The organism is Pedobacter sp. GR22-6 (genome assembly GCF_037402555.1).
Classification (GTDB): domain Bacteria; phylum Bacteroidota; class Bacteroidia; order Sphingobacteriales; family Sphingobacteriaceae; genus Pedobacter.
The window spans coordinates 154,718-175,960 of sequence record NZ_JBBEUC010000003.1; the positions used below are offsets into that span (position 1 = coordinate 154,718).

Consider the following 21,243-nt stretch of genomic DNA (forward strand, 5'->3'; position numbering starts at 1 on the left):
TCTGAAAAGCCGCTGTAAAATTAAGCTATTTTGCTCATAAAAGTTCCTGAAGCAGGATGATTTTGGTTTTGAGGATGGCCGCAACACTCATGCTGTCTGTGATGGTACCATCAATGACCATTTGATAAGCTTCTTCAAAAGGAAGTTTCCTTACGATGAGCTGTTCTGTTTCCTCGGGTTCTGAAATTCCTTCGCTGAGTCCTCTTGCGAGATAGATAATGGCAAGTTCATTGCTCACGGAATTGGAAAGGTGCATGCGCTGAATTTCCGTCCAGTCGGTAGCCCTTAATCCGGTTTCCTCCATGAGTTCGCGTTGGGCACTCTCCAATGGTTCATCTGCCAATGGCCCGCCACCTTCAGGGATTTCCCAACTGTAAGCCTTTATGGGGTAACGGTATTGCCCGACCAACCAGGTATTGAGCTCGTCGTCAAGGGGTAATATCCCGATGGCGTAATTCTTAAAATGCACTTCACCATAGATTCCTCTGCCTCCTGAAGGATTGAGTACCTGGTGTTCGGTAAGGCCTATCCAATTATTTTCGTAGATCTTGTGACTTTCTATTGTGGTCCAGGGATTGATGTCTTCCATAAGGGCAATATACAAATTTCTATTTTTTCCGGGTATTAAGGTTTTGTTGGCGGAGGGGAGATAGGTTTGCTCTTGCTGATTCGGGTGAAGCGGTAATTTAAGCTGAGGGTTACGTTGCTGGTATTGCTGGTAAAATAATTCTCTGAGCGGAAATTGATACCTTCATTGCTTGCATAATTGTTGCTCCTCCCAAAGGGGTCGCTGATGCTGATCCTCGCGTTGAGTTTGTTTTTCAGGAAGACCTTCCTTGCGCCCATCCAGGTAGTTATAGAGCCTTTGTTTCTTCCCTGTGCAGAAATGTTGTTGTAGTAATTCAGGTTTCCTTCAAATGCAGTTTTGAAAGGAAGTTCCATCGTAAGCCCTATTCTTCCGCCAATGTTTTTACCCTTCCTGTTGAGCCCGCTGTTTTTATCGGAGCGGTAGCTGGCCTGACTAAAGCTCAGGTTGGCATTTGTAGAAATGGTTTTATGGGGGCGGTAGGTCCCATTCACAAATAAGCTATATTGGGTATTGGCACCTACATTGTCGAAGGTAGTTTCGGATACACCGGTTTGGTCTACGGAACGGTACCTTTCTATCACCGCCCTTCGCTTGGAATAGGCAATTTTAGGCATGATGGACCAACGCTTGCCATAGGCATTGAAGCTGATGTCCATCTGGTGGGTCAGTTCAGGCAGCAGGTCCGGATTGCCGAAATTGATATTTAATGGATCATTGTTATTGATCTGGGGGTTGAGCGAATTTTCCCTTGGCCGGTTTACCCTCACACTGTAGGAGGCACCAATATTATAGCGTTTTCTGAAATTTCTGTTCACAGAAAAGCTGGGGAATAAACTGAGATAGGGATTGATGTCGTAGTTTTCACCTGAAGAAAGCTCAAATTCAACCTGGGTCAGTTCGGCACGCAGCCCCCCTTTTAGGCCCCAGTTCTTGCCCCTGAAATTGTAGCTGGCGTATCCCGCCAGGATATCCTCTTTATACAGGAACTGGTTGCTCAGGTTTTCATTGACTACATATTGCCCGGTATTGAAATCGAAATTCTGGATGAGCTGATCGTTGTTGTTGTTCCTGAAATTATAGCTCGCGCCCAGTTCGATGTGGTCCCGCTTTTTAAAAACGGGTCGCTCATAATCGAGTTTAAGGTTCAGTCCGTCATTAGTAATGGCATTTTGGTTGTCCTGTAAGCGTGCACTGCGGTTTGCGGGCAGGTAAGTGGTATTCTGAAGCCTCCCGTTCGTGTTGTCATTGTCATTGTAAGTGAAGCCTGCGGACAGTTTACCCCCTGTCGTATCGGTCTTGATTTCGTAGTCAACATCAAAAACAAAAGTATGTCCTGTCCTTCTTCCTGTGGTACTCTGGTTCCTCAGGCTGCTTTCTATCCGGTCTTCATCCAGATAATGATTGTAAGCCCCGGAATTGCTTTTATTCACGTTGTTGTTGAAATTGCTGGAGACATGCAGATTTTGCTTTTTACTAATGTCCCAGTCCAGGTTTACACGGTAGTTACCACCGTCGCTACCTTCCCTGCTGTCGTTCAGGTTATTGTAGTAGAAGGTGGTATCGGCAAAGAAATTTTCCCGGTAATTGGTATTGGTGTTTTTCCTGAGATTGTACCTGTAAGCGGCACCTCCATTGATCGAATAGGATTTGCTTTTATAGGAAGCATTGGTGTTGAGGTTGGTATTGCCCGTCAGACTGGAAGAGATTCCGGCATTGCCGCCCAAGCCGATCTTGAAATTCTTTTTCATCACGATGTTGATGATGCCTTCTCCATCTCCTGAATATTTTGCGGGAGGGTTGGTCATGACTTCTATTTTCTCGATCGCATCGGAGGGCAATACACTGAGCAGGTCTGCAATATTGGAGGTCATGTAATCAGAAGGTTTTCCATCGATAAAGATCCTGGTATTGCGCTTTCCGGAAATGGAGGCATTGCCGTCCAGGTCGACTTCTACCATGGGTACGTTTTTGAGGATATCTGCGGCCGTGCTTCCTTCCGATAAGATGGAAGATTCTACATTATAGGTCATCATATCTGCCGCATACTGGATCAGGGGTTTTTCTGCGGCTATGGTTACTTCATTAAGGTTGTTCTGGTCTGCAATGAGTTTTAAAGTCCCCAGGCCTTTCTCATAGTTTTTCTCGGTAAGGACAATGTCGTTAACGACGAGCGGACTAAAGCCGACGTAGCTGATCTTCAGGGAGTAGCTGCCATATTTTAGCATACTGATTTTAAAAGAGCCATCTTCTTCGGTTGGCATGGTCACCAATGCCTGCTGCGATCCGCTGGGGTAGACCGCCACAACCGCAGAAGGTATGGGAAGTGCTCCGGCCTGTTCCACTACTTTGCCTGAGATCACACCCTTATCCGCCGCATAGCTATGTATCGAAAGCAATGTGATGGATAAGGAGATGATCAAGCGTTTCATAGAGATGGGTTATTTTAAAATGATTCTTCGTCGGAGCGCATCTCCTGATCTGGTCTTTTCTTTTTGAAGCTAAAATCGTTTTTACCGAAGCGGTAAGAATAGGTCAGGTTGGCCATGGTGCCTTGCATCCTGCGGCTGAAATCGACAATCGTATTCCCGTCTGTGGTAGTCATAGACCAGCGCCGCGTATTGAAAATGTCCCTGACGTTGAGGCTTAAGGAAGATTTTTTGTCTTTAAAGTCATATTTCGCACCAGCATCTGCTGCATACATTGCGTTTCTCCTGCCCTGGGCCATTATTTCCCTGGCACGGTAGTCGCCTTTGATCTGTAAAGTGATGTTGTAAGGCAACACGATGTTATTGGTCAGGTTTGCATTCCAGCTGAAACCTGAGTTTTCCACTACACCAAGTTCCGGTTGTCCTTTAACATCAACCTGGTAGAGGTTTACATTTCCCGTAAAATTCCAGGCCTTAGACACATCCACCTTACTGATCAATTCAAATCCGGTATTGACACTTCTGGCAAGATTCAGGGGAGTAGTCAATGTGATTCCAAGGTCTATATATTCTTCCGGAGTAGTCCTTACACGCTGTATCACATCATTGGTTCTGCGCATATATACACTCGAAGTCAGGGTCACTTTTTTCCAGTATTTACTGTAGCCCAATTCAAATGCGTGTACGTCTTCCGGCTGCAGGTTGGGATTTCCCTGACGATAGTTGAGTGGATCGGAAACATCCAGGAATGGATTGGTATCCCAACCCCTCGGCCGATTTACCCTTCTGCTGTAATTGAGTTGGATCTGTTGCTCACCATTAAATTTTTGACTGAGAAATACGCTGGGGTATATCCTGGTATAAGCTACCTTTCCTGGTGTATACTGTAGTCCCGAAGAAGTATACATACCCATACGTGTATCCAGGGTAGCATCTTCGCCCCGCAGACCGATCTGATAGCCGAAATTGGCGATTTGATTTTGGTAGTTCAGGTAGATGGCATGCACCTGGTCCTTGTTATTGAACTCATTGCTCAATGCATAATCCATATCAAAATTTCCTGTAAGGTTGTTAAAGGCATCTGCATACGTGCTGCTTTCTGCAAATCTGATCTGGCTTCTGTAGCCAGCTTCAATTTTTCCCATTTTCCCCACGGGGAGGGTATAGTCGGTCTGGAAGTTGTAGTTCCGGTTGATGCCCGATCTGTTGTTGTTTTGAATATCAGGGAGGGTATTTACCGGGATGCCATCGATGTTGTAGGTATTGGTATTGTAAAGTTGCAGGTTGTCGTTGTCTCCTTCAGAGAAACTGAAATTGAAGGTAATCTCCTCTTTAGGTTTTTTGAATTTATGGCTGAAATCTAATGCCAGATCATAACTGCCGCCTGTTCCATCGTTGTTGTTGTTTCTGTTACTCAACATCAGGGGATTTCTGTTTTGTCCAAGCCTGTCGATATTTAACAATTCTTTTTGCGCATTATCGCGGGTATTGAAGCCGGCGGTGAAGCTGAGCACACTTTGATCAGATACGTAGTAATCAATTCCGGCCTTGAGGTTGTGTCCATTTTCCTTTGACCTGGAATCGGTGATCTGATCGGCATATCCGGATACATTCTTAAGGCCGTCGAGATAGGTAATATTGCTAAAACCACCGCCTATACGATTGCCATATCGATAACTATAGTTACCATAGATATTGATCTTCTTATTTTGGAAACTCAAGTTGGTGCTCGCATTGTAGTTATCCCTGTTCCCGGCAGTGAGTGCTACCGAGCCGTTGAAACCTAATTTTTTATTCTTTTTCAATACGATATTGATGATTCCAGACTGACCTTCCGCGTCATATTTAGCAGAAGGGTTGGTGATCAGCTCTACACTTTCGATAGAGCTGGCTGGCAGCGACTGAAGGATTTGGGCTACATTTCCGCCAGCGATCAAAGACGGTTTGCCATCTATCAGTACCCTCACGCCACTAGAGCCTCTCAGGCTTACATTTCCGTCGATATCCGTTTGTACAGAAGGTACATTTTGTAAAAGATCTGAAGCAGATCCTCCTTCGCTGACCAGACTCTGGTCTACAGAAAATACCTTTTTATCTATGCCCATTTGCATGGTGCTTTTTTGGGCAGTAATGGCTACCTCATTAAGCACCGTACCTTTGGATGCTTTCATTTTTATCGTTCCCAGGTTAATGGAAGGGGCGGCGTCAGAAATGGATACAGAATCTCTGACCATGGTCTGGTAGCCTACATAGCTGACTTTAAAAGTATACACGCCATTCGGGATGCCGGCGATCAGCAGATTGCCATCCGCATCTGTTTGTGCGCCTTTCACCACAGCTTTGGTTTTTCTGTTGATGACCATTGCGGAAGCAAAAGGGACGGTTTCGTTATTGGAGGCGTCAACTACTTTTCCGGTAATTTTACCCTCAGCTGGGCTTTGGGCATTCAATTTTACAGTTACACTACAAAAGGCAAGGGCTAAAAACAGTACTTTGCACAGATAATTCTTCATCTCGGATCTTTCTTTTTTCATCATATATGTTAGGAAGGACAAAGAAACGGCCGGGAAGTTTAAAAAAGCGGGAGTAACTATTTTATTACAGCAGGTTATGATTGACTATAATTCCATTTACAATAACGAAGGGATGACTTATGTGGCTTATCGACAACTAATTGATGAGCTTTTATTGGCAGGACAAACTACAGGGCCAGATGATTCGGAAGCGATGCTTCATTATACAAAGATGAATGTGCAAAGGATGAACAGGGTAGATAAAACTGTTCAGATTGATGAAGCACTGCAATCTGCCATCGGAAAGATCGGCTCCGGCTACCGCTTACTCGTAATTTCAGAAGGCTGGTGCGGGGATGCCGCGCAAATTGTTCCGGTTTTCGACAAACTCGTACAGGTTTCGGATGGAAAACTGAGTCTGAAACTGGTTCTGAGGGATAAGAACCTGCCTTTAATCGATGCGCACCTGACCAATGGCGGACGTGCGATCCCGGTGCTGCTTGTTTTGGACGAACAAGGTGAAGTACGCGCTCAGTGGGGGCCCAGACCACAGGTCTTACAGCAATTGCTTGTCGAATGGAAGAAGGAAAATACAGATATGATGGCTATTGCCGAGAAATTACACAGTTGGTACGCGAAGGATAAAACCAGGAGTACCCAGGATGAGCTTAGTCGTTTATTTTCAGAATTGAGCGAGGCTTAGTCTACAGATACCGTAAGTCCTTCTTGCTGAAGGATTTTTCGGTAGACTTCCATTTCAGTAAAAGAACCTTCAAGCACAGCGCATTTACCTTTATTGTGTACTTCCCAGGCAATTTTCTCTGCCTGGTTTTCAGAATAGTCCAGGTATTTCATCATGCAGTGGATCACATGGTCAAAAGTGTTTACATCATCATTCCAAAGTATCAGTCGATGAACGGTTTTTAACGAGGTCAGTATTTCTTCTAATGTAAACGTTTCTTCTTTTGTTTCTGTAGACATAGTACAAAAATAAGCTTATTTCAAAATAATGTTGCAGCTAAAGTTATTTTTGCCTAAAATTTGTATAAACTCCAAATATGATGCAGCGTTCAAAAATAGCAGGTATAGGTTACTATGTGCCTAAAAATGTGTATACAAATACCGACCTCTCCCGTTTTATGGATACCAATGACGAATGGATACAGGAGCGTACCGGCATAAAAGAACGCCGCTTTGCAGACAGGCTGGAAGAGACGACTACTACCATGGGGATTGAGGCAGCTAAAATTGCCATCGAGCGGGCTGGAATCACTGCACAGGATGTAGATTTCATCATATTTGCGACCCTGAGTCCGGATTACTATTTTCCTGGCTGCGGCGTGCTGCTGCAACGTGAAATGAAAATGAGGGAAATCGGTGCACTGGACATCAGGAACCAGTGTTCTGGTTTTGTATATGCGTTATCTGTTGCCGATCAGTTCATCAAGACGGGTATGTACAAAAACATCCTGGTCGTTGGGAGTGAGAAACATTCCTTTGCCATGGATTTTGAAACCCGGAGCCGTAACGTATCCGTCATCTTCGGAGATGGAGCGGGAGCGGTAATTTTACAGCCCACGCAGCAGGAAAACCAGGGGATCTTGAGTACACACCTGCACAGCGACGGCGCAGATGCGGAGATTTTAGCCATGTTTTACCCAGGTTCCAATGCAAACAAATGGCTGAAAGATAAGCCGGGATACCCTGAGCAGGAACTTGGCGGACTTTTTATGACCAGCGAGCAACTGGAAAGTGGCGCAGCGCTGCCCTATATGGATGGGCCGGCAGTTTTTAAGAAGGCAGTAGTCAAATTTCCTGAGGTTATTAAAGAAGCCCTGCAGGCAAATGGCATGAAGGCTTCAGATATCGATCTGCTCGTACCCCATCAGGCGAATCTAAGGATCAGTCAGTATGTGCAGCAATTGTTGGGGCTACCGGACGATAAAGTATTCAACAACATCCAGAAGTATGGAAATACCACCGCTGCTTCTGTTCCCATTGCACTGTGCGAAGCCTGGGAAGCAGGAAAAATTAAAGAAGGCGACCTCGTTTGTCTTGCCGCATTTGGTTCCGGTTTTACCTGGGCCAGCGCATTGATCCGCTGGTAGGTTTCTAGCTGCCTTTGGCAGAACGGGTCATCTGTTCGAAGGCATCCCACATTTCGTTCGGGATCGCTTCCAGGCCGTTAAACTGTCCTGCCCCCTGCAACCATTCACCTCCATCGATGCTGATCACTTCGCCATTGATATAGCCCGCAAAATCACTGATGAGGAAGGCGGCGAGATTGGCCAGCTCCTGATGGTCGCCCACACGCTTTAAGGGCACACGGTTTTTGAAATCGAATTTCTCTGCCAGATCACCGGGAAGCAATCTTTCCCATGCACCCTTGGTAGGGAAAGGCCCCGGGGCAATTGCGTTCGTGCGGATCCCATATTTCCCCCATTCTACTGCAAGGGATCTGGTCATGGCCAGTACTCCGCCTTTAGCGCAGGCAGAAGGTACCACATAGGCAGATCCGGTAAAGGCATAGGTAGTGACAATATTAAGAATACTAGCCGGTTGCTTTTCTTTGATCCAATGCTTACCGAAAGCGAGCGTACAGTTGACCGAACCTTTCAGTACAATGTCTATAATGGTGGAAAAAGCATTGGCAGATAACCTTTCAGTAGGAGATATAAAATTGCCGGCCGCATTGTTCAGCAGGCCATCTACCTTTCCAAAGGTTGCGATGCTTTCAGCCAATACGTGTTCTACCTGTTCATATTCCCGCACATCACAGGCCACAGCAAGTACTTTTCCTCCAGTCGCCTTTTCCATTTCCTCGGCAGTTTTTTGCAATACTTCTGCTTTCCTGCTGGTGATCACCAGGTTTGCACCCAATTGTAAGAAATACATCCCCATGGCTTTCCCCAGGCCGGTACCCCCGCCTGTGATTACAAATGTTTTTCCCTTTAAGGCATCGTCTCTGAGCATTGGTTGATTGAACATGCTTATTTCTTTTGAAGGTTATCGATGATTGTTTTGAGGATGCTGCGTGTGGCCGGCGACCACCATTGTTTGAGCATTACTTCCAGCATCTCACTCTGGTCGGCATTGGTACTTGCAATCAGGTCTTTCCGGATGCTGAGCTTGCTCTGTTCCCAGGTATTCCGCTCCATGGCCATGTACTTTCTGGCCTTGCGTTCCGCGGCGGTAAGGATCCCGGCAGGGTTTACCACTTCATCTACCAGGCCGATCTGTAGTGCTTCTTCCGGACTGAACAATTTACCCTCGAGGAGGCTCCGGTGTGCATGGGCCTGACCGATCCAGAAGGCGTAGAGGTTAAAAATACTGTTTGGTACCGTAATGCCTACAGGTACTTCATTTAAACCGATAATATATTGTCCTTCGGCCATGATCCGGTAATCACAGGCGAGTGCAATGACGCAGCCCCCTGCCGGACTGTGACCGTTGACCGCAGCGATCATGGGTTTCTTGAATGCGGTAAGTGTCGCTACGAAATCCAGGAACAGGTTCCAGAAGTCCGCAACTTCAGTTTCATTATAATTATACAGCTCAATCAGGTCCAGGCCTGCGGAAAAGAAATTTTCTTTCCCGGTGATGAGGACCCCGGCGATGTTTTGATCTGAAGCGATATTCTTCAACATGTCGTTGAGTTCCGTGATCATCGGGGCGTTGAGGGCATTGGATCTGCCCCTGTCCAGTGTGATGATTGCTAAATGATCTTTTATGCTGACTTTGATGGTATTCATTTCCTGATGTTTATTTTACTTCATAGGTATAGGTCGATCTGCCCAGATTGCCCAGCATATCTATGCCTTCCACTACAACACGGTAGCTGCCTGTTTCGTTTGAATTGTAGAAACTAAACTGACCTGCGCCTGCTTCGTTAGTTACGATGTGCGGAGCCCAGAAAATGGTTGTTCTGGCATCTGTTACATTGCTGGGACTCTCGTATTTTGGAGAATAAAACTGGCGAGGCATATAATAACCTTTTGGGGAATAAGTGGTGATCCCGGGTACAAACCTGGAGGCACCTGACATTCCACCACCTCTTTTTGTGGTGATGACCAACACGCCACCTCCGCCGTTCATGCCATAGATGGCCGTATTTCCTATCGATTTCAGGACCTCTATACTTTCTACGTCCATAGGGTTAATGTTATCCAGCATATCGCCCTCCATGGTCATGCCATCCAATACAATTCTCATTGGCGTATCGCCATTTCGTAACAGATAAGGCACACCGTTTTTAATGATCAATCCGGCTACCCTGCCCTGCAGGCACATGGAAAGCGTAGGACAAGTTTGCAGTTGTTCGGCCGTGATTACGGCATCGGCCCGGCCGGCGCCGTTTAAGTTTGCTGAATTTGGCGCTGGATTCTTTTTTTCTACGATCTTCACTTCCTTCAGGGTAAAGGTCTTTTCCAGCATCCCTCTCCTGGTCAGCTCATCGAAATAATTATTGCTTTTTTGAAGATAAGCAGATAAAGCTTCATTCACATTGATCTCAATATCGCCGTTATTCTTGTTTTTGGTGATGATCTGGCCATCGAAAACATCCAGTTTGATCTCCACACTTGCTTTGTTTTTGGCATTCCTGGCTTGCACAATGAACTTCGTGCTGTCGTTGAAACTCATTGGTTCAAAGTTAAAATGCCCTTTTTCATCCGTCAGGGTATCTATGGCAAAAAAGCCCCCGGAGGAAGAAAATACGGAAACCTTACTGTTGGCCACCGGTTTTCCGCCATAAGTGGTAATGGTCCCACTGATCTTCAAGCCTTTTTCCGCTTGATATCGGATGATGGGCGCCAGTCCGGCAATGACATTTTTCCAGATGAACCTTCTCCAGCCCTGAGTCAGCAGAAGGTTGTCCAGTGCCCGCTGTGTATCCGGATCATCCTTCAGGAAATAATAATTGGGTTTTTCAACATAACCCACCAGGTCTGAGGTGAGGAGCAGGCTGCTGAAGATGTTGCTTTCATTTTCTTCATCCGGCTTTACGGCCGACATATTGGTTACCGACACGGAGAAGCTCCCGTTAACGGGTTTGTCTGCAGCTTTGGCCTGAAGGTTGAGTTCTACTTTTTCCTGGCGTGCGTAGCTTTGCTTAGCTGAGGAAATGAGCAGTTCCATATGTTCTGAAGGGTTTTTGACAAAGGCGAGGCGTTCGCAGATCGGCACATCTGTTGCGGAGAACAAGGTCAGCTGGACGATTCCTGAGGGAAGGTCTTTTTTGGGGATACTGGTCGTAAAGATCTGCTTGGATGAAGTTGCTTTGGCTACGAAATATACATTTCCATTGTGTTGTGCTACCAGTTTCAGGGTTCCCGCGCCGACCAGTTTTTCAGACATCAGCACCTTTACGGAGAGGTTCTCCCCGGTATGATTTACCGTCAGGATATAACCGTTGGGCTGAGCCTTTGGCAGGGGAATGCTGCTTTCAGAACCGTCTGCAAATTTAACCTTTGCCGTATAGGTTTTTCCCGACTGCGGATTGATGATGAAATTTCCCATGCCAAGGTGCAGGGTGCTGAACTTATTGACCTCTGTTCCATCATTGTCTATAATCGTTCCTGAGACATCCTGGCCCAGTCCCGCGGCATTCAGTGCCTTTACTGCAATCTTGTTGGGCAGGGCTTCTATGAAGTTGCCGCTTTCTGGAAAGAACTGCACATCTACTGCATTTGAAGTGGCGGTTACCGGAATATTTTTAGTTACTTTTTTATTTTCCGGCAGGTTGATTGTGGTTACGATTTTCCCCGACTTATACAGGTTCGGCTGTGAGTTCAGGAAACTAATATTTACTTCACCTTGCTCATTGGTCGTTGCTTTTCCTTTGGCCAGGCTCCGGAAGCTCAATTGGATATCGTAACTGACATCCTTTGAGGCATAAGGTTCGCCTTTTTTATTGCTGAACCGGATCTTTGCGGCTACTTTTTCTAAATTGTTTTCCTTAACGAAGTTATAGGTCGTACTGGTAAAGACCTCATTGGCCCAGGAATTTCCTATCTTGATGGTTTTATCAAAGAAAAACTCAGTACCGGCGTTTCGCATCCATTGTGTGTAAGCCCTGATCCGGTAGTTTCCTTCGCTCAGCGAATCGGGCAGCTTGAAGTCCCCCCAGGTGAGTCCGGATACCAGGGGCAGTTTGATCTGTTTCTTGAGGGAGTCTTTTTCATTGATGAGCTCTACATAGAGCGAGCCGCTGATTTCTGAAGGTTTTGCAGTCTGTGTATTGATCACATAGGCTTTAAACCAGATGTCGTCGCCTATGGCGTAATAAGGTTTGTCAAGGTGCAGGTATACCTTTTCCTGGGCATACTTTTCATTGTATGCTTCCATTTTTTTTAGCAGTGCTGTAAAAGGGTCATCGTCAACCTTATAAGCAAGGGTGATGAAGAGTCCGGTCAGCAGAAAGAGGGGCAGTGCCAGTCTAAGTTTCATAGGTAGGAGCATTACAAAATAATGCCTCAATATACAAAAAATGAGGCAGATGAATCTAAAAACTTAGTTACACAGCTTTAGAATTTATTCTTCCACATCATGCTTTCCACCGGCTTGGTGGTCTTGTTGTTGTACTTGGCATTGTTCTTCGTATTGTACATCGTTTGTATGTCGCCCTCTACGGTGAAGTAGATCAGCTGACCGATGGGCATACCGGCGTATATGCGTACAGGTTGTGCACAGGAGATTTCCAGGGTCCAGGTATTACAAAAACCGACATCGCCTTTGCCTGCAGTCGCATGAATGTCTATACCGAGCCGCCCGGTGCTCGATTTTCCTTCCAGAAAAGGGATATGGGCATGTGTTTCTGTATATTCCAATGTGACACCGAGATATAGCGTTCCGGGATGCAGTACATAACCATCTTTAGGGATTTCAAAATGATCGATTTGGTTGTGTGCTTTGGCATCCAGAATCCTGTCTTTATAGGTCGCGAGGTATTTGCCTAAGTGCACATCGTAGGAGTTGGTGCCCAGGCATTCCGGTTTAAAAGGCTCTATGATGATGGTTCCTTTCTCTATTTCTTCCAGGATTCTCTTGTCTGACAGTATCATTTTTCGGTAATGTATATATGGTTTGGATACCCTGAAGCCTGCAAATCGCATTGATTGTGGAGCTTGAGCAATAAATTTGCGGCGATCCGGTATTTGGACGAAATTATGATTAATTTAAGATACTTTTGCATAGTTTTTCTAAATAGAGATGCCTGTAGTTTTTAATAAAAACATTGATGACGATGCCATACTTGCCGTGTGGAAGATCGAAGAGACGGAAGCGGAGCTGATCTCCGGTTTGCAGCTTAAGCAGCATGAACTGGATTTCATTTCTTCCCTGAACAATGGGAAGCGCTTGTTGCACTGGCTCAGTACCAGGGTATTGCTGCGCACAATGCTGAATACCGAGGAATACATAGACTGCAGGATGGATGAGCATGGAAAGCCTTATCTGCCAAGCCTCAACTATGAAATCTCCCTGAGCCATTCTTATGACTACGCTTCTGTCATGATCAGCAAAAGCCGTAAAGTCGGGGTGGACATCGAACTGATCAAGCACAAGATCAAAAGTATCCAGCAAAAATTTCTTTCGGACGCAGAACTGGCCCAGGAGCAGATCGGGGACAACATTGAAGGGCTCTACGTCTGCTGGTGTGCCAAGGAGGCAATTTATAAATGGAATGGACGTAAGGGACTCGAATTTAAGAAGGACATCCACATCAAACCTTTTACATTGGGAAATGAGGGCAGTCTGGCAGCCTCAGTAGATTTGCCCGAGGGCACTATCGAACTCAACGTCCATTATTTTAAAACCAATGACGGTTACATGCTGGGTTATGTAGCCGGTTAGTCTGTAAGATACATGAATAAAAAAGTTAAATTTATAGATTGGGGACTGGTCGATTATCAGGAAGCCTGGGATCGTCAGGAACAGATTTTTCAGCAGACGGTAGCTGTTAAGACACAGAACAGGACCAATCAGACGACGCTGGAAACGCCTAACTTCCTGGTGTTTTGTGAACACCCACATGTATATACCCTTGGAAAGAGCGGTCATCCGGAAAATCTTCTACTGGATGAACAAGGATTGAAAGACAAACAAGCTACCTATCATAAGATCAACCGGGGCGGCGATATCACTTATCACGGGCCCGGACAGATTGTAGGCTACCCAATCCTGGACCTGGATAATTTTTTTACAGACATTCACCTTTACCTCAGGACACTGGAAGAAGCCGTAATCCTGACCTTAAAGGATTACGGAATTGAAGCGGGACGTTATCCCGGCTTTACGGGTGTATGGCTTGATGCAGACAATGAAAAGGCCAGAAAAATCTGTGCGATGGGAGTGAGGTGCAGCAGATGGGTGACCATGCATGGCTTTGCATTCAATGTAAATGCAGACCTGGACTATTTTAAGAACATCGTGCCCTGCGGCATCGACGATAAAGCTGTAACTTCTATGCAACAGGAACTGGGTGAAAGATTGGATATGGAGACGGTTAAAATGCGTTTGAAGGCGCATATTGCTCATTTATTCCAGATGGAAATTGAAGAATAATTGCTGAGCTAAAAAAAATGGCCTGGGTTTTGATTTGTAGGCAAATACATTATCTTTACGTAAATTAAAACTCAAAAACCCTATGGAAAACTCTGATTACTCTGCTGTTGGCGCCGGATTTGGTGCTGGAATGTTTGTCGTTTGGCTGATCATTATTGTCCTGATCTATGGATCGCTCTGGAAAATATTTGAAAAAGCGGGAAAACCCGGATGGGCAGCAATTATTCCCATTTACAACCTAATTATCTTGTTGGAGATCGTTGGAAAGCCAATGATCTGGATCCTTTGGCTGCTGATCCCTTGTGTAAACATCGTGTTTGCGATCTGGCTGATGAATTTGCTGAGCAAAAGTTTCGGTAAGTCTGAAGGCTATACCGTGGGTATGATCATCCTGCCTATTGTTTTCTATCCGATGCTCGGATTTGGCAGTGCAAGATACCTGGGCCCATCTGCCGCGGAAGCCAATAATGGTTTCAAAAACTTTAACAATCCCAACAATCCATTTGGCAACAACCCTTTTGGTGCCAATGATCCCTTCAACAAACCACCGACCACGCCAGACGCTTAGTTAAACCGTGTTCGTTTGTGTCACATATTTATTGTCCGTATGGTCTTCCTTTTTAGACCGTACGGACAATTTTTTAATTCCCTGCCCTTTCAAATACCTTACAGGCCTGGATTGTCCCGGCTGCGGCTTCCAGCGTTCGTTTATCTTGCTGATTAAAGGCGAATGGCTGGAGAGTTTCCATATGTATCCCCCCACAATTTTTATTTTGCTAACCGTGTTCACAGTTCTTTTCGTCAGGTATGGTCTAAAGAAAAAAAATGACAGGTTAATCAAAGTGCTTTACCTCATCACCGGCTCGGTGATCGTATCGAGTTATTTGCTAAAAATGTTTCTGCCGCACATTCATTAAGGATTTTGTGTTTTTTCAATCCATTATGATTAATATTGGCCTGAGAAAAACGTATCGTTCATGGGACAAAAATTGACTTATCTCGCACTTGGCGATTCCTATACCATAGGGGAGGCCGTACCGCAAGCAGAAAGCTTTCCATTTCAACTGGCAGATCAATTAAAGGAACAGGGTATTGATGTAGAACAGCCGGTTGTAATTGCAAAGACGGGCTGGACCACAAGTGAGTTGGAGGCTGCCATCCAATCTGCAGCTTTAGATCAGGAGTTTGATTTTGTTACTTTACTGATCGGTGTAAATAACCAATACCGAAAGGAATCTCTGGAAGTCTATCGTGAAGAATTCCGCACATTGTTGAACACCGCAGTGCAGTTCGCTGCTCAGGATACATCCCGCGTGTTTGTAATTGCGATTCCTGACTGGGGCGTTACCCCATTTGGTGTACAAAGTGGAAGGGGAATGGAACTCATAGCGGAAGAAATTGATGCTTTTAATGCTGTAAATAAAGCCGAAACCTTATTGTCCGGGATCAGCTATACCGATATTTCTGCAGGTTCGCGGCTGGCATTTTCAGACCCGGATCTAATCGCTTCAGACGGATTGCATCCCTCAGGTAAAATGTATCAGGACTGGGCACAAAAGGTAAGTGAAAGCGTATACTCGGTGCTAAGATAAGCTATGCCATCGAAGTGGTGTAATTGTAATCCTTCACTATGGTCCTTAGGAAGTCCAGTTCATTCATGCCTTCCGGCAGGCTGATCCCAAGGTGAGCAGAGATTCTCGCTGCCATCGTATAGATCAGGTCGGGGTTATGTGTCTTATTGAAGGTAATCAGTACCTCATGTATCAGCTCCATGTCCCTGTCAGATAGTTCGTTTGCATTATTAAATACCGGGACATAATCTTCTTCAACGGGGCGGAAGGCAATCTGCTCGAAAGCAGTGCGCGGCACCGTCCTGATCACGGTAGTTCCCGCTACAATATCTCCGATCCGCTGTTTTTTCTCTGATACGGCAATGCAGATCAGGCCACCTACCTGTCCGGTCATTCCAAAATCAATGATCCTGAACACCCAGCGGATAAAGTACTGGCCAATACTAGGCTGTCCGCCATCCAGGCTGATCACTTTGATCTTCATGAGTTTTTTGCCGATGCTCTGCCCATTCATGAAGATCTCACAAATGAGATTGTAGAAAACATAGGCAGCAAAATAAAGCCCAATGACCACATAAAAGATATAGGGTGAGGCATCGCTCAGTCCCGATAGACCGGTCATGAGCACCAGCACGATAAACAGGATATAAAGGCCAATGAAGCAGGCCAGGTCAATCAACCTCGCAGCGATTCTTTCTCCCAGACCCGATACAGGATAGTCTATTTCTACATGCTGACTGGTGTTTACTTTGACGCTTTCCATAGATCTCAAATATAATATTGTTTATTTTATTCTTGTAAAATTGTTTTTTATAGTATTTTAACGAAAAATTATACGCCCGTCAATCTATGAGAGAATCGCTATTTGTAAAGCAGAATTCCGCTAAATGGAAAACTTACGAACAAATGCAGTCAGCCAGCCCTGATGAACTTGCCGAACGCTTCATAGACATCACCAATGACCTCGCTTACGCAAAGACCTTCTATCCCAAATCAAAGACCACTGCTTACCTCAATGGTATCGCCGCGGTGCTGCATCAGTCCATTTATAAGAATAAAAAGGTAGAAAGCAATGTCTTCATTAACTTTTGGAAGCTGGAGTTGCCGGGGCTGTTCTATACCTACCGCATGCCACTGCTGTATGCGTTTCTCTTCTTCCTCATCTCCTCACTGATCGGTGCGCTTTCGGCCAGGTACGACGATTCCTTTGTCAGGCTCATCATGGGCGACAGCTATGTGAACATGACCAATGAAAATATAGCGAAAGGTGATCCCTTTGGGGTTTACAAACAGCAGGGCGAGGTGATGATGTTCCTCATGATCGCTGGTAATAACATTTATGTGTCCCTGGTGATGTTTGTCAGCGGTGTCTTTCTCTCCATAGGCCCCGTCTTCTATATCCTCAAAAATGGGGTGATGCTGGGTTCCTTTGAATATTATTTCTTCAGCAAAGGCCTGGGTCTGGAATCCATCCTGGTCATTTGGATCCATGGAACATTGGAGATTTCGGCCATCATCATTGCCGGCGGGGCCGGACTGGTACTGGGGCATGGCCTCCTTTTTCCTAAAACATTCACACGCCTGCAGGCTTTTCAGCGCAGTGCAAAAGACGGCAGCAAGATTGCCCTGGGTATCTTGCCGATCATCGTCCTTGCCGCCATATTTGAGAGTTTCATCACCCGCCATACCGAAATGCCGATCTGGCTCAGCGTTTCGATATTGGCAAGCTCTGCCTATTTCATGATCTGGTACGTGATCATTTATCCTTTACAACTCAAACGCAAGCAAATTATAGCATGATACAAAAAGTAGAATTCAGAAAGGTCCGCGACTTTGGAGAGGTCATCAGTGATACTTTTCTATTCATGAAACAGAACTTCAAGCCCTTGTTCAAGGCCTTTTGTTACCTTTGCGGCTTCTTCCTGCTGGCCGCAATGATTTCCACCATCCTGCAGCAGCTCGGCATGCAAAAGGTGGTCAATGATGGTTTTGTCTTCCGTTCTGATACGAATGTTTGGAACACCATACTCTCACGGATTTTTACTTTTCAATATTTCCTGGCTATCCTGTTCAACTTTATCGGCTATACCTCTATCTATGTCGCCATCAATAGCTTCATCGCTTTGTATGTAGAAAAAGGTGGAGTTGCGCCTACAGTAGAGCAGGTATGGGCTTATTTCAAATTTTACTTCCTGCGGGTCATGGGCAGCACCTTGCTGCTTTCCCTGTGTATGATCCTTTGTTTCGCGGCTTGCATTGTGCCATTCATATACATATTTCCGGCCATGTGCCTGTTCTACCCGATTATGATCATCGAAAATGCCGACTTCTCTTATTCTTTCAGCAGGTGCTTTAAGCTCCTGAAGGATCAGTGGTGGGTTACTGCAGGTACCATATTTGTACTTTGGATCATCACCTATGCGACAATGGCTTTCGCATCTATGCCAGCCATTATCATTGGCCTGATCAGTGGTTTCAGTCAGGGTGCAAAGACCATGTCCACGGTTATGACGGTGGTCACTACGGTCATCCAGTACCTCTGTTATGTGTTCCTGGTCATTCCTATGATCGGTACTTCGCTATGCTATTTCAACCTCGTAGAACGCCAGGAGAATACCGGGCTCCTCGACCGCATCGATCAGTTTGGTAAGCCTGATGCTGATTTTAACGCTAGCTCCGAGGAATATTAGGTATGCGGGTTGCTTTATTGTGTGCCTTTTTGCTCTGCTTTGGAATGCAGGTTTCTTTTGCTGATACCACAAAGGTATCGGCTAAGCGTCCCATTGTGGTACGGCTGGACAGTACTAAACTGCAACTGCGGAGTTTTGATGCGGCCACACTCAAAGCCTACAAAACACAAAAAGAATTTATCTATGATGATGAAGCTCCGGTATCGGACAGCCTTTGGGACCGTTTCTGGGCTTGGTTCTGGAAACTGGTCGACCGCATCTTTGGAGATCGGGTTTCCGGCAAGCTCGTCAAATACCTGGTCATCGCCGCTTTTGCGGCCCTGCTGGCCTTTATTATTGCCAAATTGAGTGGCATCAACCTGATGATGTTTTCAAAGCGGTCTAAAGCGGTCGCTGTGCCCTACCATGAGGCGGAAGAAAACATCCATGAACTCAATTTCGCTGAGGAGATTGAAAAGGCAACATCCGCCGGCAATTACCGCCTGGCCATTCGCTTGTTTTACCTGCTGTCACTCAAAAAACTGAGCGACCGTCAACTAATCCACTGGCTGCCGGAAAAGACCAATCAGCATTACCTGGATGAATTGAAGGATGAAGGGAAAAAGCAGCAGTTTGCTTTGCTCACCCGACAGTTTGAGTATGTCTGGTACGGCGAGTTTATGATCAATAAAGAAGTTTTTAACCAGTTCAGAGCTTCCTTTGAGCAATTTAATGCGGACTTGTCATGAAGGGACTGAGAAGATACCTCATCGCCAGCGCCATCCTCCTGGTCGGCTACCTGCTCGCACAGTACTTCCGGCCGGTACCTACCGATTGGAAGGCTACTTATCTGAAGGAAGATAAGATCCCTTTTGGTACCTATGTGCTTTATCAGCAGCATGCAAACATTTTCCCTAAAGCGGAAATGCTGGTTACCAACAGGCGGTTGTACAATAACCTCAAGGGGAAAAGTTTCAGAAACACCAACTTGCTCTTGCTGGGTACTGCAGTGGATCTCGATAAAAACGACCTGCAGCAATTGCTGCATTTTGTCAGGGCTGGCAATGCGGTGCTGATCGCCTCCTTTGACCGCAGCACTCACCTGGAGAAATATTTCTCCATTGCTTCCAGTTCTTCCTTTGAGTATGCGAGGAAAAAGAGCATCGCCATTAACTTCACCAACCCCATGCTGCAAAGGGCTAAGGGCTATGTATTTGATAAGGGGCTGGGCGACCAGTTCTTCAGTAAATTCGACAGCGTAAAAGCGGTAGTGCTCGGGAAAAATGCGGAAGGGAAGGCCAACTTTCTCCAATATCCTATCGGCAAAGGGGCAGTCTATTTTCTGCCAAACCCACAGTTGCTGACCAATTATAACCTCCTCAATCCGGCGGGCGCCGACTATGCAGCTAAAGTATTGTCTTACCTCCCTCCGGCCAAAACCTTTATCTGGGACGAGTTCAATACCCGCGCTTACGAGGAGGACACCTCTGTGCTGAGGGTCATTTTTGGAAACCAGATGTTGCGCTGGGGCTATTACCTGGCATTGTTTAGTCTTGTCGCCTTCGTCCTGTATGAAATGAAAAGGAGGCAACGCATCATTCCCATTATCGAGCCGCTGAGTAATTCCTCGGTCGACTTCGTTAAAGTGGTAGGCAAGGTGTATTACCAGCAGCGCGACAACCAGGACATTGCCCATAAGAAAATGAATTACCTGCTGGAGCATATCCGGAGTACTTACCAGCTCAAGACGGCGGAACTGGATGCGGAACTCGGAGCAAAGCTTGCACAGCGCTCCGGAGTTTCGGAAGAGACCATTAGCGCAGTTTTTCAACTGATGCGCCAGCTCCGGGCGGGCGCCTTTGTGGATGATCAGATGCTCATCAGCTTCAATAAATTAACAGAACAATTTTACCAACAATCTCAATAAGACATGGAAACGGAAATGTTTAACGAAAGAACGGATTTAAGCCAGCTCAATATCGCAGTAGATCAGATCAGGAAAAGCCTGGGCAGCATCATCATCGGGCAGCTGGAAACCATCGACTTCCTCATAGCCGGGCTGTTGGCAGATGGGCATATCCTCCTGGAAGGTGTACCGGGTGTAGCCAAAACGCTCAGCGCAAAGCTGGTCGCCAAAAGTATTGATGCTTCCTTTTCCAGGATCCAGTTTACACCCGATCTCATGCCTTCCGACGTATTGGGTACCTCTGTATTCGATCCGCGCAGCGCTACTTTCGAGTATAGAAAAGGCCCTATCTTCGGACATATTGTATTGGTCGATGAGATCAACCGCGCCCCGGCCAAGACACAGTCGGCCTTATTCGAAGTCATGGAGGAAAGACAGATCACGGTCGACGGGCATACCTATCCCATGGATGAGCCTTTCATGGTGCTCGCCACGCAAAACCCGATAGAGCAGGAGGGTACCTACCGCCTGCCAGAGGCTCAGTTAGACCGTTTTCTGTTCAAAATAGAAGTGAAATACCCTACACTGGAAGAGGAGATCCAGATCCTGCAAAATCAGCATCACCAGAAGCTGGATGTAGAGATTGCGGAAGTGAAGCCCGTGCTCAGCATCGCCCAGATCAAGGCCTGTCGCGACATCATCAAAGCGCTCCATGTAGAGCCGAAGCTGATCGAATATGCCGCAAAGATTGTACATGAAACGCGGAGCAACAAATCGCTCTACCTGGGTGCTTCACCCCGCGCTTCCCTTGCGCTCATCAACAGTGCGAAGGCCATCGCCGCCATGCAGGGCCGTGATTTTGTAACTCCGGAAGACATCATTAAGGTGGCAGCCCCGGTGCTTGCACACCGCATCATGCTTACGCCAGATAAAGAGATGGAAGGTATCAGTGCTGCTGATGTAGTGGCCCAGATCATTCAGAAAATAGAAATCCCCCGCTAAACAGG

General features: G+C 46.1%; 21 protein-coding genes. 12 read left to right on the top strand and 9 right to left on the bottom strand.

Annotated features, from left to right (window positions below):
- Positions 1-34: 34 nt before the first annotated feature.
- From WAE59_RS14455 to WAE59_RS14465, 3 genes are read right to left on the bottom strand one after another with little or no spacing between them, the layout of a single operon-like run.
- Positions 35-589 carry an NUDIX hydrolase gene (locus tag WAE59_RS14455; protein WP_337856689.1) on the bottom strand — a complete coding sequence of 185 codons (555 nt, stop codon included), beginning with the start codon at positions 587-589 and terminating at the stop codon, positions 35-37.
- A gap of 35 nt (positions 590-624) precedes the next feature.
- The gene (locus WAE59_RS14460) at positions 625-3,018 is read right to left on the bottom strand and encodes an outer membrane beta-barrel protein (RefSeq protein WP_337856690.1); all 2,394 of its coding nucleotides are present in this window, start codon (positions 3,016-3,018) and stop codon (positions 625-627) included.
- A gap of 14 nt (positions 3,019-3,032) precedes the next feature.
- Positions 3,033-5,528, bottom strand: coding sequence for a TonB-dependent receptor domain-containing protein (locus WAE59_RS14465; protein WP_337856691.1), 2,496 nt, complete (start codon positions 5,526-5,528; stop codon positions 3,033-3,035).
- A 97-nt stretch (positions 5,529-5,625) separates the two neighbouring features.
- On the opposite strand from WAE59_RS14465, the gene WAE59_RS14470 reads away from it, so the two are divergent.
- The gene (locus tag WAE59_RS14470; RefSeq protein ID WP_337856692.1) at positions 5,626-6,231 is read left to right on the top strand and encodes a thioredoxin family protein; all 606 of its coding nucleotides are present in this window, start codon (positions 5,626-5,628) and stop codon (positions 6,229-6,231) included.
- Here the strand turns inward: WAE59_RS14470 and WAE59_RS14475 are convergent.
- Positions 6,228-6,509: an ATP-dependent Clp protease adaptor ClpS gene (locus tag WAE59_RS14475; RefSeq protein ID WP_133575372.1), complete on the bottom strand. Its 282-nt coding sequence runs from the start codon at positions 6,507-6,509 to the stop codon at positions 6,228-6,230. The two genes, WAE59_RS14470 and WAE59_RS14475, sit on opposite strands and share 4 nt — an antisense overlap.
- A gap of 77 nt (positions 6,510-6,586) precedes the next feature.
- Here WAE59_RS14475 and WAE59_RS14480 point away from each other — a divergent pair, with 77 nt between their 5' ends.
- The gene (locus WAE59_RS14480) at positions 6,587-7,636 is read left to right on the top strand and encodes a 3-oxoacyl-ACP synthase III family protein (RefSeq protein ID WP_337856693.1); all 1,050 of its coding nucleotides are present in this window, start codon (positions 6,587-6,589) and stop codon (positions 7,634-7,636) included.
- A 4-nt stretch (positions 7,637-7,640) separates the two neighbouring features.
- Here the strand turns inward: WAE59_RS14480 and WAE59_RS14485 are convergent, their stop codons facing one another.
- The 4 genes from WAE59_RS14485 to dcd form a co-directional block, all read right to left on the bottom strand.
- Positions 7,641-8,516 carry an SDR family oxidoreductase gene (locus WAE59_RS14485; protein ID WP_337856694.1) on the bottom strand — a complete coding sequence of 292 codons (876 nt, stop codon included), beginning with the start codon at positions 8,514-8,516 and terminating at the stop codon, positions 7,641-7,643.
- Positions 8,517-8,518: 2 nt separating this feature from the next.
- Positions 8,519-9,280 (bottom strand): enoyl-CoA hydratase/isomerase family protein, encoded by a 762-nt coding sequence (locus WAE59_RS14490; RefSeq protein WP_337856695.1) that lies wholly within the window; start codon positions 9,278-9,280, stop codon positions 8,519-8,521.
- A gap of 10 nt (positions 9,281-9,290) precedes the next feature.
- The gene (locus WAE59_RS14495; RefSeq protein ID WP_337856696.1) at positions 9,291-11,975 is read right to left on the bottom strand and encodes a carboxypeptidase-like regulatory domain-containing protein; all 2,685 of its coding nucleotides are present in this window, start codon (positions 11,973-11,975) and stop codon (positions 9,291-9,293) included.
- A gap of 77 nt (positions 11,976-12,052) precedes the next feature.
- A complete protein-coding gene (gene dcd / locus WAE59_RS14500; RefSeq protein WP_337856697.1) occupies positions 12,053-12,589 on the bottom strand; it encodes a dCTP deaminase in 537 nt (178 codons plus the stop codon).
- A 148-nt stretch (positions 12,590-12,737) separates the two neighbouring features.
- Here dcd and WAE59_RS14505 point away from each other — a divergent pair, with 148 nt between their 5' ends.
- From WAE59_RS14505 to WAE59_RS14525, 5 genes are all read left to right on the top strand, one after another.
- Positions 12,738-13,379 (top strand): 4'-phosphopantetheinyl transferase family protein, encoded by a 642-nt coding sequence (locus WAE59_RS14505; RefSeq protein WP_337856698.1) that lies wholly within the window; start codon positions 12,738-12,740, stop codon positions 13,377-13,379.
- Positions 13,380-13,391: 12 nt separating this feature from the next.
- Positions 13,392-14,090, top strand: a complete 699-nt coding sequence (lipB, locus tag WAE59_RS14510; RefSeq protein WP_337856699.1) for a lipoyl(octanoyl) transferase LipB — start codon at positions 13,392-13,394, stop codon at positions 14,088-14,090.
- Positions 14,091-14,172: 82 nt separating this feature from the next.
- On the top strand, positions 14,173-14,658 hold the full coding sequence (locus tag WAE59_RS14515) for a DUF5684 domain-containing protein (RefSeq protein ID WP_337856700.1): 486 nt from the start codon (positions 14,173-14,175) through the stop codon (positions 14,656-14,658).
- 7 nt (positions 14,659-14,665) lie between these two features.
- Positions 14,666-15,007, top strand: a complete 342-nt coding sequence (locus WAE59_RS14520; protein WP_337856701.1) for a DUF2752 domain-containing protein — start codon at positions 14,666-14,668, stop codon at positions 15,005-15,007.
- A 60-nt stretch (positions 15,008-15,067) separates the two neighbouring features.
- On the top strand, positions 15,068-15,682 hold the full coding sequence (locus tag WAE59_RS14525; RefSeq protein ID WP_337856702.1) for an SGNH/GDSL hydrolase family protein: 615 nt from the start codon (positions 15,068-15,070) through the stop codon (positions 15,680-15,682).
- Between the two features lies 1 nt (position 15,683).
- Here the strand turns inward: WAE59_RS14525 and WAE59_RS14530 are convergent, their stop codons facing one another.
- The gene (locus tag WAE59_RS14530) at positions 15,684-16,424 is read right to left on the bottom strand and encodes an RDD family protein (protein WP_337856703.1); all 741 of its coding nucleotides are present in this window, start codon (positions 16,422-16,424) and stop codon (positions 15,684-15,686) included.
- An 86-nt stretch (positions 16,425-16,510) separates the two neighbouring features.
- Here WAE59_RS14530 and WAE59_RS14535 point away from each other — a divergent pair, with 86 nt between their 5' ends.
- The 5 genes from WAE59_RS14535 to WAE59_RS14555 are packed head-to-tail and all read left to right on the top strand — an operon-like array spanning position 16,511 to position 21,238.
- Positions 16,511-17,461 (top strand): stage II sporulation protein M, encoded by a 951-nt coding sequence (locus tag WAE59_RS14535; RefSeq protein WP_337856704.1) that lies wholly within the window; start codon positions 16,511-16,513, stop codon positions 17,459-17,461.
- Positions 17,458-18,351, top strand: coding sequence for a hypothetical protein (locus WAE59_RS14540; RefSeq protein WP_337856705.1), 894 nt, complete (start codon positions 17,458-17,460; stop codon positions 18,349-18,351). Before WAE59_RS14535 ends, WAE59_RS14540 begins: the two co-directional genes overlap by 4 nt.
- A gap of 44 nt (positions 18,352-18,395) precedes the next feature.
- Positions 18,396-19,079 (top strand): DUF4129 domain-containing protein, encoded by a 684-nt coding sequence (locus WAE59_RS14545; RefSeq protein WP_337856706.1) that lies wholly within the window; start codon positions 18,396-18,398, stop codon positions 19,077-19,079.
- Entirely contained in the window at positions 19,076-20,257 is a 1,182-nt protein-coding gene (locus WAE59_RS14550) for a DUF4350 domain-containing protein (RefSeq protein WP_337856707.1), read from the top strand. The genes WAE59_RS14545 and WAE59_RS14550 overlap by 4 nt, the downstream gene beginning before the upstream one ends.
- A gap of 3 nt (positions 20,258-20,260) precedes the next feature.
- Positions 20,261-21,238, top strand: coding sequence for an AAA family ATPase (locus tag WAE59_RS14555; RefSeq protein ID WP_337856708.1), 978 nt, complete (start codon positions 20,261-20,263; stop codon positions 21,236-21,238).
- Positions 21,239-21,243: the final 5 nt, after the last annotated feature.